Below are 15,720 nucleotides of genomic sequence, written 5' to 3' on the forward strand. Positions count from 1 at the left end.
TTCGCGGCGGCACAGGGTACTGCATGATCGAGAAAATGAATGCCAGGCGTGGGAATTCTGTCCGGATTCCAGTCGTTGTTTCCATCGGATGCAGGGCACCCGGAAGGGTGTCGCGACCTACTCAGCAAGGGAGCACGCATGGCAACCCGTGCCGTCGCCCGTCGTTCGTCCGCCACCGGTGGGACCAGCCGGGCAAGCAGTGTTCGCGCCTCGGGCGGAGAGATCGCCGATCGCGACCTGGTCGGCATGTACCTGGACGAGATCGCGCGTACGCCGCTGCTCGACGCCGCCAAGGAGGTCGAGCTGTCGCAGACCGTCGAGGCGGGTGTCTACGCCCGGCAGGTACTCGACGGCTCGGTGGACAGCGAAGCCGGCGGAGCCACGCGCGAGGAGCTGGAGGCGCTGGTCGCCGAGGGCGAGCGCGCCAAGGACATATTCATCCGCTCCAACCTCCGGCTCGTCGTTGCCGTCGCCCGCCGCTACCCGCGGGCCGGGCTGCCCCTGCTCGACCTGATCCAGGAGGGCAACGCGGGCCTGGTGCGCGCGGTCGAGAAGTTCGACTACGCCAAGGGCTTCAAGTTCTCCACGTACGCGACGTGGTGGATCCGTCAGGCCATCACCCGCTCCATAGCCGACCAGTCCCGTACGATCCGGCTCCCCGTCCACCTGGTGGAGGAGCTCGGCCGGATCCGCCGGGTGCAGCGCGAGTTCAACCGTGAGCACGGCCGTGAGCCGGAGCACACGGAGATCGCGGCCGAGCTGGACTCCACGCCGGAGCGTGTGGGCGACGTCCTGGACTGGGCCCGTGACCCGGTCAGCCTCAACATGTCCGTGGACGACGAGGGCGAGACCCAGTTCGGCGATCTGCTGGAGGACACCTCCGCGGTGTCGCCCGAGCAGTCGGTGATGACGCTGCTGCGCAGCGAGGAGCTCGAGGACCTGATCGGCAAGCTCGACAACCGCACCGCCTCCATCATCCGTATGAGGTACGGCATCGAGGACGGCCGCGAGCGGACCCTCACGGAGGTCGGCAAGCAGCACGGCCTGACCCGGGAGCGGATCCGCCAGATCGAGAAGCACGCGCTGCTCGAACTGAAGCGAATGGCCCACGACACGGGTTTTGACGCTGCGGCGTGAGCCTTCGTCCAGTAACATCCGAATTGGGTCGCTTCGCGTGACCCCCCTGAGCTGAGTCCCGGCGCCCACCCCCCCCTGGCGCCGGGGCTCATCCTTTTCAGGACCGACGGTGTGCTGCTGACCGGTGTGCTGCTGTCAGGACCGGTGCGCCCCGGAGGTCGGGTCAGCCGGCTGCCGCGCGGGACAGGCGGGCTCCCAGATCGCCCAGGTAGTCCACCAGCTGCGGCGGCTCGTGCGCGGTGAACTCGCAGTCCACCAGCGCCAGCCTGAGCGCCACCCACTCCAGCGAGTCCGCGAGCACCGCCCGCAGCCGGCAGCTGTTCTCGCCGGTCGGCTCCAACGGGCCGATCGACGCGGGCAGCCGCGCGGACACGAAGTCCGCCGGGGCCGCGAAGCTCACGTCGACCGCCAGCTCCGGCTGCCGCCGGGCGATGGAGCCGGCGAGGAACTGCGACGCGTCACCCGCGGGCAGCTCGCGCGGTGCGAACCGGGCCCCGGTCGCGAACGGCTCGCTCACCCGGTCGACCCGGAACGTACGCCAGGCCCCGCGCCCCAGGTCGTACGCGACGAGATACCAGCGCCATCCCGTGCTCACCAGCCGGTACGGCTCGGCCTCCCGCCTGGTCTCGGCTCCGTCGCCCGCGCGGTAGGCGAAGCGCAGCCGCTCCTGTCCGGTGACCGCCGACGCGATCACGGTCAGCGTCCGCGGGTCGATGGTCGAGCCGTCGCCCCGGGTCAGCGGCATCGTCGCGTTCTGCAGGGTCGAGACCCGGTGCCGCAGCCGCGAGGGCAGCACCTGCTCCAGCTTCGCCAACGCCCTTACGGACGCCTCGTCCACCCCCTCGATGGCATGCCCGGCCCCCGCCCGCAGGCCCACGGCGATGGCCACCGCCTCCTCGTCGTCGAGGAGCAGCGGCGGCATCGCGGTGCCCGCGACGAGCCGGTAGCCGCCGACGGACCCGCGCGAGGCCTCGACCGGATAGCCCAGCTCGCGGAGCCGGTCGATGTCGCGGCGGATGGTGCGCGGGCTGACGTCGAGCCGCTCGGCGAGCTCGCTGCCCGGCCATTCGCGGGGGGTCTGGAGGAGCGACAGCAGATTCAGCAGTCGTGCCGGGGTGTCGGTCATGGACTCGCCTTCTGCCGGGGTGTCGGTCGTCTCACCAGGATGCGCACCTATTAGGTCATGGACCGACCTAATGACTGTCTAACTTCTTCCCATGACTTCTTCCTCATCTCTGCCGTCCACGGCATCCGGGCCCGCGGTGTCCTCGGACCCGTCGGACCGGCGACGCTGGTTCGCGCTCGCCATCGTGATGACCGCGGCCTTCATGGACCTGGTCGACGTCACGATCGTCAATATCGCCATCCCGAGCATCCGCGAGGACACCGGCGCCTCGTTCAGCTCGATCCAGTGGATCACCGCCGGCTACTCGCTGGCGTTCGCGGCCGGTCTGATCACCGGTGGCCGGCTGGGTGACATCTACGGCCGCAAGCGGCTGTTCCTCATCGGTATAGGCGGCTTCACCCTGGCCTCCGCGCTCTGCGGCTTCGCCGCGAGTCCGGAGATGCTGGTCGCCTCCCGGATCCTCCAGGGCGGCACCGCCGCGCTGATGGTTCCGCAGGTGCTGTCGATCGTGCACGCCACCTTCCCGGCGCACGAGCGGGGCAAGGTCTTCGGTCTCTTCGGCGCGATCGTCGGCCTCGGCGCCGTGCTCGGGCCGCTGCTGGGTGCGCTGCTCACCGAGTGGAACATCGCCGGTCTCGAATGGCGCCCGATCTTCCTGATCAACCTGCCCGTCGGCATCGCGGGGCTGATCCTCGGCCGGAAGTTCATCACGGAGTCCAAGGCCCCGAAGGCACTCCGGCTCGACCTGGTCGGCGTCGCCCTGGTGACCCTGGGGATGCTGATGCTGATCTACCCGCTGACCCGGGGCCACGAGCTGGGCTGGCCGCTGTGGGGCCACATGTCCATGGTGGGCAGCCTGCTGGTGTTCCTGTTCCTGGTGCTGTTCGAGCGGGCGAAGGCGCGCAGGGACGGTTCGCCGCTGGTCGAGCTGTCGCTGTTCCGGGTCAAGAGCTTCGCGGCGGGCATCGCCGTGCAGCTGACCTTCGGTATCGGGCTCGGCATCTTCTTCCTGGTCTGGACGCTCTACATGCAGATGGGCCTCGGCTGGAGCGCGCTGCGGGCCGGTACGACGGGTATCCCGTTCTCGATCGCCGTGTCGCTCGCCGCCGGGATCTCCGTACAGAAGCTGGTGCCCCGCTTCGGCCGCAAGGTCCTCCAGACGGGCGCGCTGCTGATGATCGCCGGCCTGCTCCTCTACATCTGGGAGTCCGACCGGTACGGCATGGGCATCACGTCCTGGCAGATGGCGCTGCCGCTGGTGGTCATGGGCCTCGGGATGGGGCTGATCGTGGCGCCGCTGACGGACGCGGTGCTCTCCGAGGTGCCCAAGGAGCACTCCGGTTCGGCCTCCGGGCTGATCAACACCGTGCAGCAGATGGGCAATGCGCTCGGGCTCGGACTGGTCTCGGTGGTCTTCCTCGGCGCGATCGGTGACCGGCTGGCGCCGCAGGACGTGGGCCCGGCGTTCGCGGAGGCGTTCCGGCACTCGCTGTGGTGGGTGGCCGGTGTGCTCGCGGTGATCTTCCTGGTGATGTTCGCGCTGCCCGCGCGGTCGCGGCAGCACGTGGAGGGCGGCGACGGGGCCGTGGACGCGGCGGGTGTCGTGGACGCGGCGGACACGGCGGGTGCCGAGGACCCGACGGGCGGCTCCGGGAGTGCCAAGGAGCCCGCGCTGACGCCCTGACCGACCTCCGCCGGGATGAGCGACGAGGGATGAGCAGGACGGTGCCCGCACCCCGGGAGGGTGCGGGCACCGCCGTTTCCGCGTCTGTGCCGGCTCAGGGGCCCGGAGCCCGGAGCCCCGGATCCTCGGGGTCAGCAGATGCGCGTACGGCTCTCCATGGCTCCGCGTGCGGTGTCCTCGTCGCCGTACACCTCGCACATGTGGCGGCCGTCCGGCGTGGCCGTGTGCTCGACCTCCCACAGGCTCGTCTCGCTGCCGTCCAGGAGCAGGAAGGCGTGCTCGTACAGGGTGAATCCGGCGTCCCGCCCGTCCACCCGGCACTGCCGTCCGAAGACCTGGGTGATGTGGTGGGCGAAGGCGGCGCGCAGCAGCCGGGCGGTCTCCTCGCCGGGACCGTCGCTGTTCTCCGCGCGGCGCAGGACGCGGCGGGCGTGGTCGGCGGAGTTGTCCGGGGCGTACATCCGGGGCAGCGGGGCCGGGGGAGCCGCCATCAGGACCGTCAGTATCTCCAGGTCGGCCTGGGGCCCGTCGTCCCCGAACACCGGGACCTCGCCGAAGCTGCCGGTCAGCCGGGCGGCCGCGACATGGGCATCGGTCTCGTCGTCGTACAACTCGTGGTGCATGAGGTCGGGTTCCGTGCGGAACCGCGGGTCCGTCGCACTCCGCGGACCTCCGTACACCAGCTCCCACAGGATGAGAGGGGTGCCGTCGGACAGCAGATACGTGTGCTGGTAGGTCTCGCGGTGGAGCACGGAACTGTGGTGCGAGGAGTGCAGGGAACTGCTGTGGGCGAGCGCGGTACCGAGTCTCTCGACCGTGCTGTCGGGCAGGTCGAAAGAGTTGAGTGCCCGTCGCAGGAGTCGCTCGAGGTGCTGCTCGGTTGTCTCGTACGGATCGCTCAAGGTGCTGTCTCCAGGCCGTTGCCGCGTGTTACTTGCTGCGTGCATAACGTAGTCCCTGGGTCCGACATCGTGACCGGGGTTCAGGAAAACGTATGACGCACGCAGATGGTTCCTGTTGATTCGTCCGAACTTCCCTACCCCGCGGGCGAGTCGGGATCCGGGTGATCGTCCGCCGACGGCTCCTGGGGGTCGGGGCGGCTGCCGTAGAGGTCGCCGTACGAGGGGTAGCAGCCGCCTTCGGGGCGGCCGTCCACGCTCCGAGCTGCCCGGACGGCCTTCACGATGGCGCGCGTGAGCACGTCCGCGCCGGCTGCCAGCAGCTCGTTGAGCGCGATCGGATTCTGCGGATCGAGCGGCCGGGCGCCGGTGGCCAGCGCGAAAACCGTGTCCCCGTCGGTGAGCAGATGTACGGGACGGACGGCGCGCGCCAGTCCGTCGTGCGCCGTACCCGCGAGCTTCTGCGCCTGGGCCCGCGTGAGTTCGGCGTCCGTGGCGACGACGGCGAGCGTGGTGTTGAGCGGGGGCCGTGCCTCCGCCTCCCGCGCCTCGGCGAGGCGCCGCTCCGCCGCGCGCAGGACCTCGGGCGCCGGGCGCACGGGAGGTTCCGCGGCGCCGTACTCCCCGTACAGCACCCCGGTACGCGGATCGACCACCGAGCCCGCCGCGTTCACCACGACGAGCGCGCCCACCGTGATCCCGGAGGCGAGCCGGATGCTCGCGGTGCCCACGCCGCCCTTGAGCCGGCCGGCGACCGCGCCCGTGCCGGCGCCCACGGCCCCCTCGGCCACCGGAGCCCCCGGCTCCGAGGCCGCCGCGTCCTCCACCGCCGCGCGGCCCGTCGAGGCGTCGGGGCGGGCCCGCCAGTCGCCGCCGCGCCCCAGGTCGAAGACGCAGGCGGCGGGGACCACCGGCACCACCTGCGCCGGATCGGGGCCGACCCGCACGCCGCGCCCCCGCTCCTCCAGCCAGGCCATCACACCGGACGCCGCGTCCAGGCCGTACGCGCTGCCGCCCGTCAGCACCACGGCGTCGATGCGCTGCACCAGATTGCGGGGATCGAGCGCATCGGTCTCCCGGGTGCCGGGGCCGCCACCGCGTACGTCGACGGCCGCGACCGCACCGCCCTCGGGGGCGAGGACCACGGTGGTGCCGCTCAGCGCGCCCTCGCCCGGCACCTGCGCGTGGCCGACGCGCAGCCCCGCGACATCGGTCAGCGCGTCGAGCGGACCGGCGGCGTCCGGGCCCGTGGCGGCGAGCGGACCGGACGCGTCCGGGCCCGACGCGTCCGGACCGGACGTGTTCTGCGGGGCGATGGGGGTCGTCGGCCTTCGGGGTTCTTCCGTCATCGCGTGCTCCTCACTGCGTGAGCCGTCGCCGGCCGTCCATGTGTGCTCACCCGGCCGCGGCGGGCCGCCGGGACAGCAGCTCCCCCGCGGCCACGGTCGTCGCGGCCACCAGACCGGCGGCGAACACCGCCCACCCGCCGGCGAACGTGCAGGCCAGGATCGCCAGCGCGGCCACGGGGAGGGGCAGTTGCTCCGCGAGGTCGCGCTTGAAGTGGCGGGCGTGCAGCGCCCACACCGTGAGCAGGAAGAGCGCGGAGGGAATGGTCACCGCGGCGGCGGCCACGGTGTCCGGGACATGGGCCTTGCCCACGGCCTCCTCCACCGCGACTTCGATGCCCGCGCCGATGGCGGCCGCGGAACCGAAGATCAGGAAGTGCCCGTATCCCCAGATGAACGCTTCCCTGCTGCCGCGCAGGTAGTCATGGATCGGCACGGCGAAATAGATCCACCACGCGGAGAAGACGATCAGCAGCCCGCCCGCGGCGATCGGCAGCAGTTCGCCGAGCGCGTCGTGCTCGTACACCGCCTCCTGGACCGCGACCGTGGCCGCCGCGATGGTCTCGCCCAGCACGATGATCGTGAACAGCCCGTACCGCTCACCGATGTGGTGCGGATGCCAGCTCGTGGAGCGGACGCGCTCGGCGAGCGCCGGAACGGCCAGCTCCGCCAGCACCAGCACGACGAAGACGGCGGTACGGGCTCCGCGCGACTCGGCGGGTACCAGCAGCATGGCGATCCAGCCCAGCTGCACCACCGAGATCCCGACGGCGTACCGCAGCGCGACGCGCCGCTCCCCGTCCCGGGTGCAGTGCGCGGCGCGCAGCCACTGGCTGGTCAGCGCGAGCCGCATCACCACGTACCCGATGACGACGATCGTCCAGTCGCCCGCGTCGAAGGCGCGCGGCACCCCGGCGGCGAGGACGAGCACACCGGTGATCTGGACGAGCGTGACGACGCGGTACAGCGGGTCGTCGGTGTCGTAGGCCGAGGCGAACCAGCTGAAGTTGACCCAGGCCCACCAGATCGCGAAGAAGACGGCCGCGTAGCTGCCGATTCCGGTGAGGGCGTGCCCTTCGGCGACGGCATGGACCAGCCGCGCGCCCGCCTGGGCCACGGCGACCACGAAACAGAGGTCGAAGAAGAGTTCCAGCGGGGTCGAGGCGCGATGTTTCTCGGTGCGGCTGCGAGCCGTCATTACGGGCATGGGAGCCAGCACACCAGACGGGCTCGGCCATGCCGGAGGGGGCACGCCCCGGACGAGCGGCGGGGCTCACCCGGCTGAGCCGTAAAACAGGACCAACCGTCATGTACGCCCCTACGGTGACGGGGTGACAGAGCCGCCCGAGCCCTCCGCCGCAGCCGCGCAGCCCGCCCCCGTTGCCCGCACCGGCTCCGCGGGAGCACCGGGCACGCCACCGCCCGCCGGACCCCGGACCGCCGCGGGGCCGGTCGCCGGGCGCCGCTCCGTCACCGGCCGCGCGACCGCGGCCGGTGTCATCGTCTCCGCCCTGCTGATCCTCGCGATCGTATTCGGCAGCCGGCTGCTGGAGAACTTCGACTCCGCCCTCCTCCCGTACGCCGTCGCCACCGTCTTCCTCGCCTTCGGCGTCGCCTACCGCTACACGGTCTGGGTCTCCGCGCCCGGCGCCCGGCGGCTGTTCAAGCAGGGGTGGCGGAGCTTCTTCTCGATGGCCAACTTCCGCAAGGCCCCCACCGCACTGCCCCGGATGATCGCCACGTACCTGGGCTTCCAGAAATTCCTCGGCGCCCGCTCGCACGCCCGCTGGGCCGCCCACCAGCTGATCTTCTGGGGCTGCGTCCTCGCCGCCCTGATCACCTTCCCGCTGACCTGGGGCTGGTTCACCTTCACCTCGAACAGCGGCTCGGGGCCCGGCTACGAGATGCGTATCTGGGGCTTCAGGATCATCGGCTTCGACTCCCTGGACATCCTGGGCTGGCTGATGTTCCACGGCCTGGACATCGCCGCCGTGCTCGTCATCCCCGGCGCCGCGTACTTCCTGTGGCGCCGGATGAAGGACCGCGGAGCCATCACCGGCCAGCGCTTCGCCTACGACCTGGTGCCGCTGATCGCTCTCATCGTCATCTCGGTGACCGGTCTGCTGCTCACCTTCTCGTCGATCTTCCTGCACGGCGGCGGATACGAGTTCCTGGCGGTCCTCCACATGGTGTCGGTGGTCTTCACCCTCATCTACATCCCGTTCGGGAAGTTCTTCCACATCGTCCAGCGCCCGGCCGCGGTCGGCATGCAGCTGTTCAAGTACACCGCCCGGCAGGACCAGGAGGTGCTCGGCTGCCGCCGCTGCGAGGAGCCCATCGACACCGGCCCGTACGTCGAGAACCTCCGGGGCACCATGCGCGACCTCGGCCTCGGCTTCGACGAGTGGGCCGAATACTGCCCGCGCTGCAAGCGGGTACTGCGCGGCAGCGCCTATCTCTCCCAGGTGAAGAAGGGCTTCAAGTGACCGCGGACCCGCGTGCGGCCGACCCCGGCAGGACCGCCCCCCGTACGGCCGACCCCCGTGCGACCGACCCCCGTGCGACCGTTCCTCTCGACCCCTCCCTCGCTCCGCCCGGCACCCGGGCCTTCCGGGACGCGGGCGGTATCCCCGCCGACCGGTGGCGCGCCGACCAGGAGGGCGAGACGCTCGTCCCCACCCACTGCTGCTTCTGCGGGGTCCAGTGCGGGATGTATCTGCGCGTCGACCGCGGCGGCAAGGTCTTCGGCGTCGAGCCCCGCAACCACGACATCAACCGGATGCGGCTGTGCCCCAAGGGAATCAACGCGTACCAGCAGGTCAACCACCCCGACCGGCTCACCGCCCCGCTGATGCGCCGTTCCCGTGACGAGGACTTCCGCGAGGTTTCCTGGGACGAGGCCCTCGACTTCACCGTCGCCGAGATCAACCGTATCCAGCAGAGCTACGGGAACGACGCCTTCGGGCTGCTCGGCGGGGCCAGTCTCTTCTCCGAAAAGACCTATCTGGTCGGCAAGTTCGCCCGGGTCGCCCTCAAGTCCCGGCACGTCGACTACAACGGCCGGCTCTGCATGGTCAGCGCCGCGGGCGCCAACAAACTCGCCTTCGGCATCGACCGCGCCGGCAACCCCTTCTCCGACATCCTGCTCACCGACTGCCTGCTGATCGCGGGCTCCAACGTCGGCGAATGCTTCCCCGTGATGACCCAGTACGTGTGGGGAGCCCGGGATCGCGGCGCGAGCCTGATCGTCGTCGACCCGCGCGAGACGGCCATCGCCCGGACCGCCGACATCCACGTCGCCCTCAAGCCCGGCACCGATTCGGCCTTCTTCAACTCCGTGCTGAACGTGGTCGTCGAGGAGGGACTGACCGACGAGGCCTATCTCGCCGCCCATGCCACCGGCTGGGAGGAGGTGAAGGCCAAGGTCGCCGAGTACCCGCCGGCCAGGGCCGCCGGGATCTGCGGTGTCCCCGCCGAACAGATCGTCCAGGTCGCCCGCGCCTTCGCCCGCGCGCCCAGGGCCATGGCCTGGCACGCCCGGGGCATCGAGCACCACTCGCAGGGCGTCGAGAACTGCCTCAGCGTGATCAACCTCTGCACCGCCACCGGCCACATCGGCAGGCCCGGTGCCGGCTACGGCACCATCACCGGGCAGGGCAACGGGCAGGGCGGCCGCGAGCACGGCCAGAAGTCCGACCTCCTGCCCGGCGGCCGCTCGATCACGAACGAGGAGCACCGTAGGCAGATCTGCGAGATCTGGGGCATCGAGGAGTCCGAACTCCCGCCCGCCGGAACCTCGATGATGGAAATGGTCTGGCAGATGCAGCGCCGCGAGATCCGCGGCCTCATCGGCATCTGCAACAACCCCTTCGTCTCCCTTCCCCACTACAAGGTGGTCAAGGAGGGGTACGACGCCACAGAGTTCCACGCCCAATTCGACTTCTTCCTTTCCGAGACCGCCGCCAACGCACATGTCGTCTTTCCCGTCACCACCTGGGCCGAGGACGAGGGGGTGATGGCCAACGCCGAGGCCCGGGTCGTCAAGCACAACAAGGCGCAGGACCCGCCGCCCGGCGTACGGACCGACACCTGGGTGATGTGCGAACTGGCCAGGCGCCTCGGCGCCGGCGACAAATTCGCCTTCGCCGACTCCCGGGCCGTCTTCGACGAACTGCGGACCGCCTCCGCCGGCACCGTCAACGACTACTACGGCATCACCTACGAACGGCTGGAGGAGACCGGCGGGATCGCCTGGCCCTGCCCCTCCACCGACCACCCCGGCACCCCGCGGCTCTTCGAGGACGGCAGGACCTACCACCCCGACGGCAAGATCCATCTGCAGGTCGTCGAGTGGCACCCGCCGATGGACCCGTACGACGACGAGCACCCCATGTCGCTCACCACCGGACGGACCGTCGCCCACTTCCTCTCCGGCAACCAGACCCGCCGTCTGGGCGCCCTCGTCGAACAGACCCCGCGCCCCTGGGCCGAGCTCCATCCCTCCCACGGCTTCCGCAACGGTGAACCGGTCCGCGTCGTCACCCGGCGCGGCAGCGCGGTCTTCCCCGCGCTGGTCACCGAGGCGATCCGACCCGACACCGTCTTCATCCCGTACCACTGGCCCGTCCCCACCTCGGCCAACGCCCTCACCATCGATGCCCTCGATCCCCGCTCCAAGATCCCTGAGTACAAGGTGTGCGCCTGCCGTATCGAGCACGCCGGGACGATCGACGAAGTCCCCGCGCCTCCCGTCGCACCCGGCCACGTCGCTTACCCGGAGACCCAGGTCTCCCGTACCGACCCCCTGCCGCCCACGGCCCCCCAGGGGCGTGGCACCTCGGAGAGGAGCTGACCGCCGCATGATGGGCAGAACGATCTTCATCGATCCGGGTCGCTGCATCGGCTGCCAGGCCTGCGTCTCCGCCTGCCGGGAGTGCGACTCGCACCGCGGCAAGTCGATGATCCACCTCGACTACACCGACGAGGGCCAGTCCGTGGCCTCCCTTCCCACGGTCTGCATGCACTGCGAGGACCCGGTCGCCCCGTGCGCCGAGGTCTGTCCCGCCGACGCGATCCTGGTGACCGCCGACGGTGTGGTGCAGCAGGCCGACACCACCCGCTGCATCGGCTGCGCCAACTGCGTCAACGCCTGCCCCTTCGGTGTCCCGAAGATCGACCTCCGGGCGAAGCTGCAGATGAAATGCAACCTCTGCTACGACCGCACCGCCTACGGCCTCGCCCCCATGTGCGCGACCGTCTGCCCGACCGGGGCGCTGTTCTACGGGACCGTCGAGGAACTCCAGGCCGAGCGCCCCGGCGTCCAGGTCGCCGACACCTTCACCTTCGGCCGGAGCGAGGTACGCACCGGCGTGGCCATGGTCGTCCCCGCCGACCGGGTGCGGTGGCCGGTGCCCGGCGGCCTTCCTGTCGTCGAGATCAACGGGAAGGACGTCCGCCGATGAGCGTCACCGACCAGCCGCCCTCCGGCGATCCGCGCGAAGCCCTGCACGACCGGATCGCCGCCGACTCCCTCACCACCCGGCGCGACTACCTCCGGATCGTGGCGACCGTCTCCGGCGGGCTCGCCGTCGGCGGCCTCGGGGTGGCGGGCGGAATCCTGCCGCGCCACGGCGAGCCCGACGACGCCAAGGCACCGGCGCCGAAGCGGATCGCCGCTCAGCTCCTGCCCGGAGAGTCCCTCGCCTTCCACTACCCGGACGAAGAGGACCGGGCGGTAGCCGTACGGCTGGACGACGGCACCCTCGTCGGCTACTCCGCGATCTGCACCCATCTCGCCTGTGCCGTGCTCTGGCGCAAGGACCGAGGTGCCGAGGGGGAGCTGTACTGCCCCTGCCACGAGGGCGTCTTCGACGCCCGCACCGGTGAGGTCACCGCCGGGCCACCGCCCCGCGCGCTGCCCAGGGTGGTGCTCACCGAACAGTCCGACGGCAGCATCTGGGCGGTCGGCACGACACGCTCGGGCGAGAGCATCGAGCACGGCCTGTGCCGACAGCTCGACCGGGACCGCCCGGACCTCGCCTCCCGTATCGGCTGTCCCGCCGTCAAGGGCGGCGGCGCGGAGGCCCCGTCGCACGGGGCCGGGGCCGAAACCTCCGGCAGGCGGCCATGACCGGCGCCCGGCAGTCCGGGAACCAGGAGCCCCCGGAGTCCGGGGCATACCCGGAGTACCGCCCGGGAAGTGCTCGCCCCGAACTCAATCGCCCCGTCCACGAGCGCTATCCGCAGATCCGTGCCACCAGCGGCTACGGCGACCCCCGGGTCCGCCACACCGGCCCCGGACCGGGGGCGGGCACCGACCAGGAGCCCGAGCGGTCCTCGAAGCTGACGGCCCGGCTGGCCCTCGCCATGACGGTGGTCGTCGGACAGCTCTGGGGTCTGACCGTCGTCATCGACGCATGGATGGAGGGGCACACCGGCACGGCCTGGTGGGGTGCCGGCTTCCTCTGCCTGTCGTTCCTCGTCGTCCTCGGGCTCTGGCTGATCGACCCGAGGGACCGCTGACCACCGCCGTACCCTTGACGTATGAGCACCGCCCCCGCCCCCGGCCCGCGCGATTCGAAGCCCTCCCAGTCGGAGCGGCCGAAACCGAAACCGGCTCTGATCTTCGACGATCCGCTGGACCAGCAGTCCTCGGACGATACGGACCGAGGGTGGGGCGAGCGGGCCCCGGCCGGTGGCAGCGCCGCCGATCTGGCGCGCTTCCTCGACGAGAAGCCGCCCCACCACATCTGATCCCCCTGCTCCGTGGTGGTCCGGCGGCGGTGCCGCCGGTTCTTGAGTCGCGTGTCGTGCTCCTGGTCGTGACCCCGGCCCGGGTGCCGGCCGGGGGTTTTGCCCGCCGGGCCGCCGCGTTGCGGGACGAGGGCGTAGCGGATCTCCTTCAGCACCTCCAGCTCGCTCACCTCCAGCTTCTCCCGCCCCCCTTCCTTCGCGGCCTGCATCGCAGCCCGCCTGGCGAGGTACTTGGCCATCGGCAGGACCGTCAGGAAGTGGACGACGGCGGCCGTGATCAGAAAGCTGAGGGTGGCGCCGGGCACCGAACCCCACCGGACCCGGATGCCCTCGGTCGCCTCGCCCGTCTTCGGGTCCGTGACGCAGGGGCCCTTGAGGCAGGAGCTGTGACCCTCCAGGTCCTCGGTGCCGAAAGCACCGACCAGCGGGTCGATGACTCCCTTGACGATCGAGTTCACGATCCGGGTGAGCGCTGCGCCGATGACGACGGCGACCGCCGGATCGATGCCATTGCGGCGCGTCAGGAAGGCTCTGAACCCTTCCCGCAGACCGACCTTCTTCCCGCTCGGGAATGAGCCTTCCTTCGCATGTGCCATAGGCGGAGCGAACTCCTCCGCAAATTGCGGCAGTACGCATGAGAACCGCCCGATCCGAGCGTTTGGCAAGGCGGCTTGACCGATCGGCCGTGCGAATCAGCACAGGGTCACCGCCAGTTGGGACGAGATGCCCGCGCCGGCCAGCGCGGTGGCCGTGTCCCGGGGAACGGAGAGCACGATCAGCGCTCCGTCCTGGGCGGAAACCTCTGCCGGGCCCTGCGGCACCTCCGCCACCCGCGCGCCCCTCGCCAGCACCCGGGCCCCGGCCCCGGTTCCGCCCTCCCCGGAGGCGATCACGTCGACGCGGTCACCCGGCCGCAATAAACGAACCGCCCCCGCATCCGCGATCCGGACCGGAGCGGACACCGGCCGAGCCGTTCGCCGGGCCTCGGACGGCGCCGGGCCTGCCTCACCCCCGGCCCCCGCCCCGTAGGCCGCATCGCCGCCACCGCCCGCGCCGCCACCGCCCAGCCCCGTGACGGCGAGCGCGGCGGCCGTCAGGGCCAGCCCGGCGGCCAGGGCGCGGCGCTGCCGCCACAGCGCCCGCCGCAGCCGGCGCCCACCACCCCCGCGCACCCGCAAGGGTTCGAAAACGGGCACCCCACAGGGCGGCGGCGCCGGTGACGCGGACGGCAACGGGGACGACGAGGAGGACAAGGACGACGGGAACGCGGATGAAGCGGACGACACGGACGGCATGACGGACGACGGGAACATGGCCGACACCACCTGACATGAGGAGTTCCGGACGAACACCCCTCACGATCCACCGTCCGCGAGATCCCCGCCGAAGCCTGTGGACGGCCACGGCGTTGTGGACAACTCCGTCACCCACACACGCCACAACCATCCCGCCCCCACGCGCTAAGGCAGCTCGATCCCCGTCTCCAGACCGTCCAGCGCATGCGAGCACGGGCAGTCCCGGTCCGCCTCCGCCGGCAGTGCGGCCACCACGTCGAAGAGCACCGAGCGCAGCCGGTCCACATTGGCGGCGAACACCTTCAGTACCTCGCCGTGCGAGACGCCCTCGCCGGCCTCCGCACCCGCGTCCAGGTCCGTCACCAGGGTCGTCGTCGTGTAGCAGAGGCCCAGTTCACGGGCGAGGACGGCCTCCGGGTGACCGGTCATCCCGACCACCGACCACCCCATGGCCGCATGCCACCGCGACTCCGCCCGGGTCGAGAAGCGCGGCCCCTCGACGACCACCAGCGTCCCGCCGTCCACCGGCTCCCAGCCCTTCGCCCGCGCCGCCGCCAGCGCGGCCCGGCGCCCCTCGGGGCAGTACGGATCGGCGAAGCCCAGATGCAGGACGTTCGGCTCCGCCCCGTCGGCCCGGACCTCCCCGTCGTAGTACGTCTGCGTCCGGGCCTTGGTGCGGTCCACCAGCTGGTCGGGCACGAGCAGGGTGCCCGGTCCGTACTCCGGGCGCAGGCCGCCCACCGCGCACGGGCCGAGCACCTGACGTACGCCGACGGAGCGCAGCGCCCACAGGTTGGCCCGGTAGTTGATGCGGTGCGGCGGCAGGTGGTGGCCGCGTCCGTGGCGGGGGAGGAAGGCGACCCGGCGGCCGCCGACCTCGCCGAGGAAGAGGGAGTCGCTCGGCGGTCCGTACGGGGTGTCCACACGCACCTCCGTGACGTCCTCCAGGAAGGAGTACAAGCCCGAGCCGCCGATGACACCGATCTCTGCGTTCACCATGTGATCACAGTAGCGGCGCGGAAAAACGCCGGGAGCCCCGCCGAACGTATCGACGGGGCTCCCGGCGGAAGCGCGGTGCGGTGTGCGACTCAGGCGGCCGACGAGCCGCTCTTCGAGGAAGAGGAGGCGGAGGCCGGGGAAGAGGACGCGGACGACTTCGAGTCGGATCCCGTCGAAGCCGACGCCGAGGACGCGGACGACGAGGAGTCGGACGCCGAAGCGGAACCGGACGTCTTCGCCGAGGACGAAGCCGGCGTGCTGCTCGACGAGGAGCCTCGGCTGTCGTTCCGGTAGAAACCGGAACCCTTGAAGACGATGCCGACCGCCGAGAACACCTTCTTCAGGCGTCCGTCGCAGCTCGGGCACACGGTGAGTGCGTCATCGGTGAACTTCTGCACCGCCTCGAGGCCCTCGCCACATTCGGTGCACTGGTACTGATAGGTCGGCACTTGCTCCTCCTGGCACTCTGACTCAATGAGTG

The 15,720-nt window shown here is 71.1% G+C and carries 15 protein-coding genes and 1 pseudogene; 8 read left to right on the forward strand and 8 right to left on the reverse strand.

The features are described 5' to 3' along the window. The first annotated feature begins 138 nt into the window (after positions 1–138). Complete coding sequence (locus ACWCPY_RS14445) at positions 139–1,137, forward strand: sigma-70 family RNA polymerase sigma factor (protein WP_362453973.1); 999 nt, start codon at positions 139–141, stop codon at positions 1,135–1,137. Positions 1,138–1,300: 163 nt separating this feature from the next. Here the strand turns inward: ACWCPY_RS14445 and ACWCPY_RS14450 are convergent, their stop codons facing one another. Beyond that, positions 1,301–2,263 (reverse strand): helix-turn-helix transcriptional regulator, encoded by a 963-nt coding sequence (locus ACWCPY_RS14450; RefSeq protein ID WP_451264749.1) that lies wholly within the window; start codon positions 2,261–2,263, stop codon positions 1,301–1,303. A 91-nt stretch (positions 2,264–2,354) separates the two neighbouring features. Here ACWCPY_RS14450 and ACWCPY_RS14455 point away from each other — a divergent pair, with 91 nt between their 5' ends. Beyond that, positions 2,355–3,947 carry an MFS transporter gene (locus tag ACWCPY_RS14455; RefSeq protein WP_451264751.1) on the forward strand — a complete coding sequence of 531 codons (1,593 nt, stop codon included), beginning with the start codon at positions 2,355–2,357 and terminating at the stop codon, positions 3,945–3,947. A gap of 131 nt (positions 3,948–4,078) precedes the next feature. Here ACWCPY_RS14455 and ACWCPY_RS14460 read toward each other — a convergent pair whose 3' ends face one another. The 3 genes from ACWCPY_RS14460 to ACWCPY_RS14470 form a co-directional block, all read right to left on the reverse strand. After that, entirely contained in the window at positions 4,079–4,849 is a 771-nt protein-coding gene (locus ACWCPY_RS14460) for a DUF6227 family protein (protein ID WP_451264753.1), read from the reverse strand. 134 nt (positions 4,850–4,983) lie between these two features. Next, on the reverse strand, positions 4,984–6,195 hold the full coding sequence (locus ACWCPY_RS14465; protein ID WP_451264755.1) for a P1 family peptidase: 1,212 nt from the start codon (positions 6,193–6,195) through the stop codon (positions 4,984–4,986). 46 nt (positions 6,196–6,241) lie between these two features. Beyond that, positions 6,242–7,390, reverse strand: a complete 1,149-nt coding sequence (locus ACWCPY_RS14470; protein ID WP_451264757.1) for a low temperature requirement protein A — start codon at positions 7,388–7,390, stop codon at positions 6,242–6,244. Between the two features lie 133 nt (positions 7,391–7,523). Here ACWCPY_RS14470 and ACWCPY_RS14475 point away from each other — a divergent pair, with 133 nt between their 5' ends. From ACWCPY_RS14475 to ACWCPY_RS14500, 6 genes are read left to right on the forward strand one after another with little or no spacing between them, the layout of a single operon-like run. Beyond that, positions 7,524–8,678 carry an MFS transporter gene (locus ACWCPY_RS14475; protein ID WP_451264759.1) on the forward strand — a complete coding sequence of 385 codons (1,155 nt, stop codon included), beginning with the start codon at positions 7,524–7,526 and terminating at the stop codon, positions 8,676–8,678. After that, a complete protein-coding gene (locus ACWCPY_RS14480) occupies positions 8,675–11,044 on the forward strand; it encodes a molybdopterin oxidoreductase family protein (protein WP_451264761.1) in 2,370 nt (789 codons plus the stop codon). Before ACWCPY_RS14475 ends, ACWCPY_RS14480 begins: the two co-directional genes overlap by 4 nt. Before the next feature lie 7 nt (positions 11,045–11,051). Then, on the forward strand, positions 11,052–11,654 hold the full coding sequence (locus tag ACWCPY_RS14485) for a 4Fe-4S dicluster domain-containing protein (protein ID WP_451264763.1): 603 nt from the start codon (positions 11,052–11,054) through the stop codon (positions 11,652–11,654). Beyond that, the gene (locus ACWCPY_RS14490; protein ID WP_451264765.1) at positions 11,651–12,322 is read left to right on the forward strand and encodes a QcrA and Rieske domain-containing protein; all 672 of its coding nucleotides are present in this window, start codon (positions 11,651–11,653) and stop codon (positions 12,320–12,322) included. The genes ACWCPY_RS14485 and ACWCPY_RS14490 overlap by 4 nt, the downstream gene beginning before the upstream one ends. Further along, the gene (locus ACWCPY_RS14495) at positions 12,319–12,714 is read left to right on the forward strand and encodes a hypothetical protein (RefSeq protein ID WP_451264767.1); all 396 of its coding nucleotides are present in this window, start codon (positions 12,319–12,321) and stop codon (positions 12,712–12,714) included. The genes ACWCPY_RS14490 and ACWCPY_RS14495 overlap by 4 nt, the downstream gene beginning before the upstream one ends. 21 nt (positions 12,715–12,735) lie before the next feature. Then, positions 12,736–12,945 carry a hypothetical protein gene (locus ACWCPY_RS14500; RefSeq protein WP_072487377.1) on the forward strand — a complete coding sequence of 70 codons (210 nt, stop codon included), beginning with the start codon at positions 12,736–12,738 and terminating at the stop codon, positions 12,943–12,945. A 188-nt stretch (positions 12,946–13,133) separates the two neighbouring features. Here the strand turns inward: ACWCPY_RS14500 and ACWCPY_RS14505 are convergent. The 4 genes and pseudogenes from ACWCPY_RS14505 to ACWCPY_RS14520 form a co-directional block, all read right to left on the reverse strand. After that, a pseudogene (locus tag ACWCPY_RS14505) lies at positions 13,134–13,541 on the reverse strand (MscL family protein); the annotation flags it as partial. Positions 13,542–13,637: 96 nt separating this feature from the next. Beyond that, on the reverse strand, positions 13,638–14,240 hold the full coding sequence (locus tag ACWCPY_RS14510; protein WP_451264938.1) for a hypothetical protein: 603 nt from the start codon (positions 14,238–14,240) through the stop codon (positions 13,638–13,640). 165 nt (positions 14,241–14,405) lie between these two features. Further along, complete coding sequence (locus tag ACWCPY_RS14515) at positions 14,406–15,239, reverse strand: S-methyl-5'-thioadenosine phosphorylase (RefSeq protein WP_451264769.1); 834 nt, start codon at positions 15,237–15,239, stop codon at positions 14,406–14,408. Positions 15,240–15,328: 89 nt separating this feature from the next. Beyond that, positions 15,329–15,688, reverse strand: a complete 360-nt coding sequence (locus ACWCPY_RS14520) for an FmdB family zinc ribbon protein (protein ID WP_451264771.1) — start codon at positions 15,686–15,688, stop codon at positions 15,329–15,331. Positions 15,689–15,720 lie beyond the last annotated feature (32 nt).

The organism is Streptomyces sp. NPDC002403 (assembly GCF_053593015.1).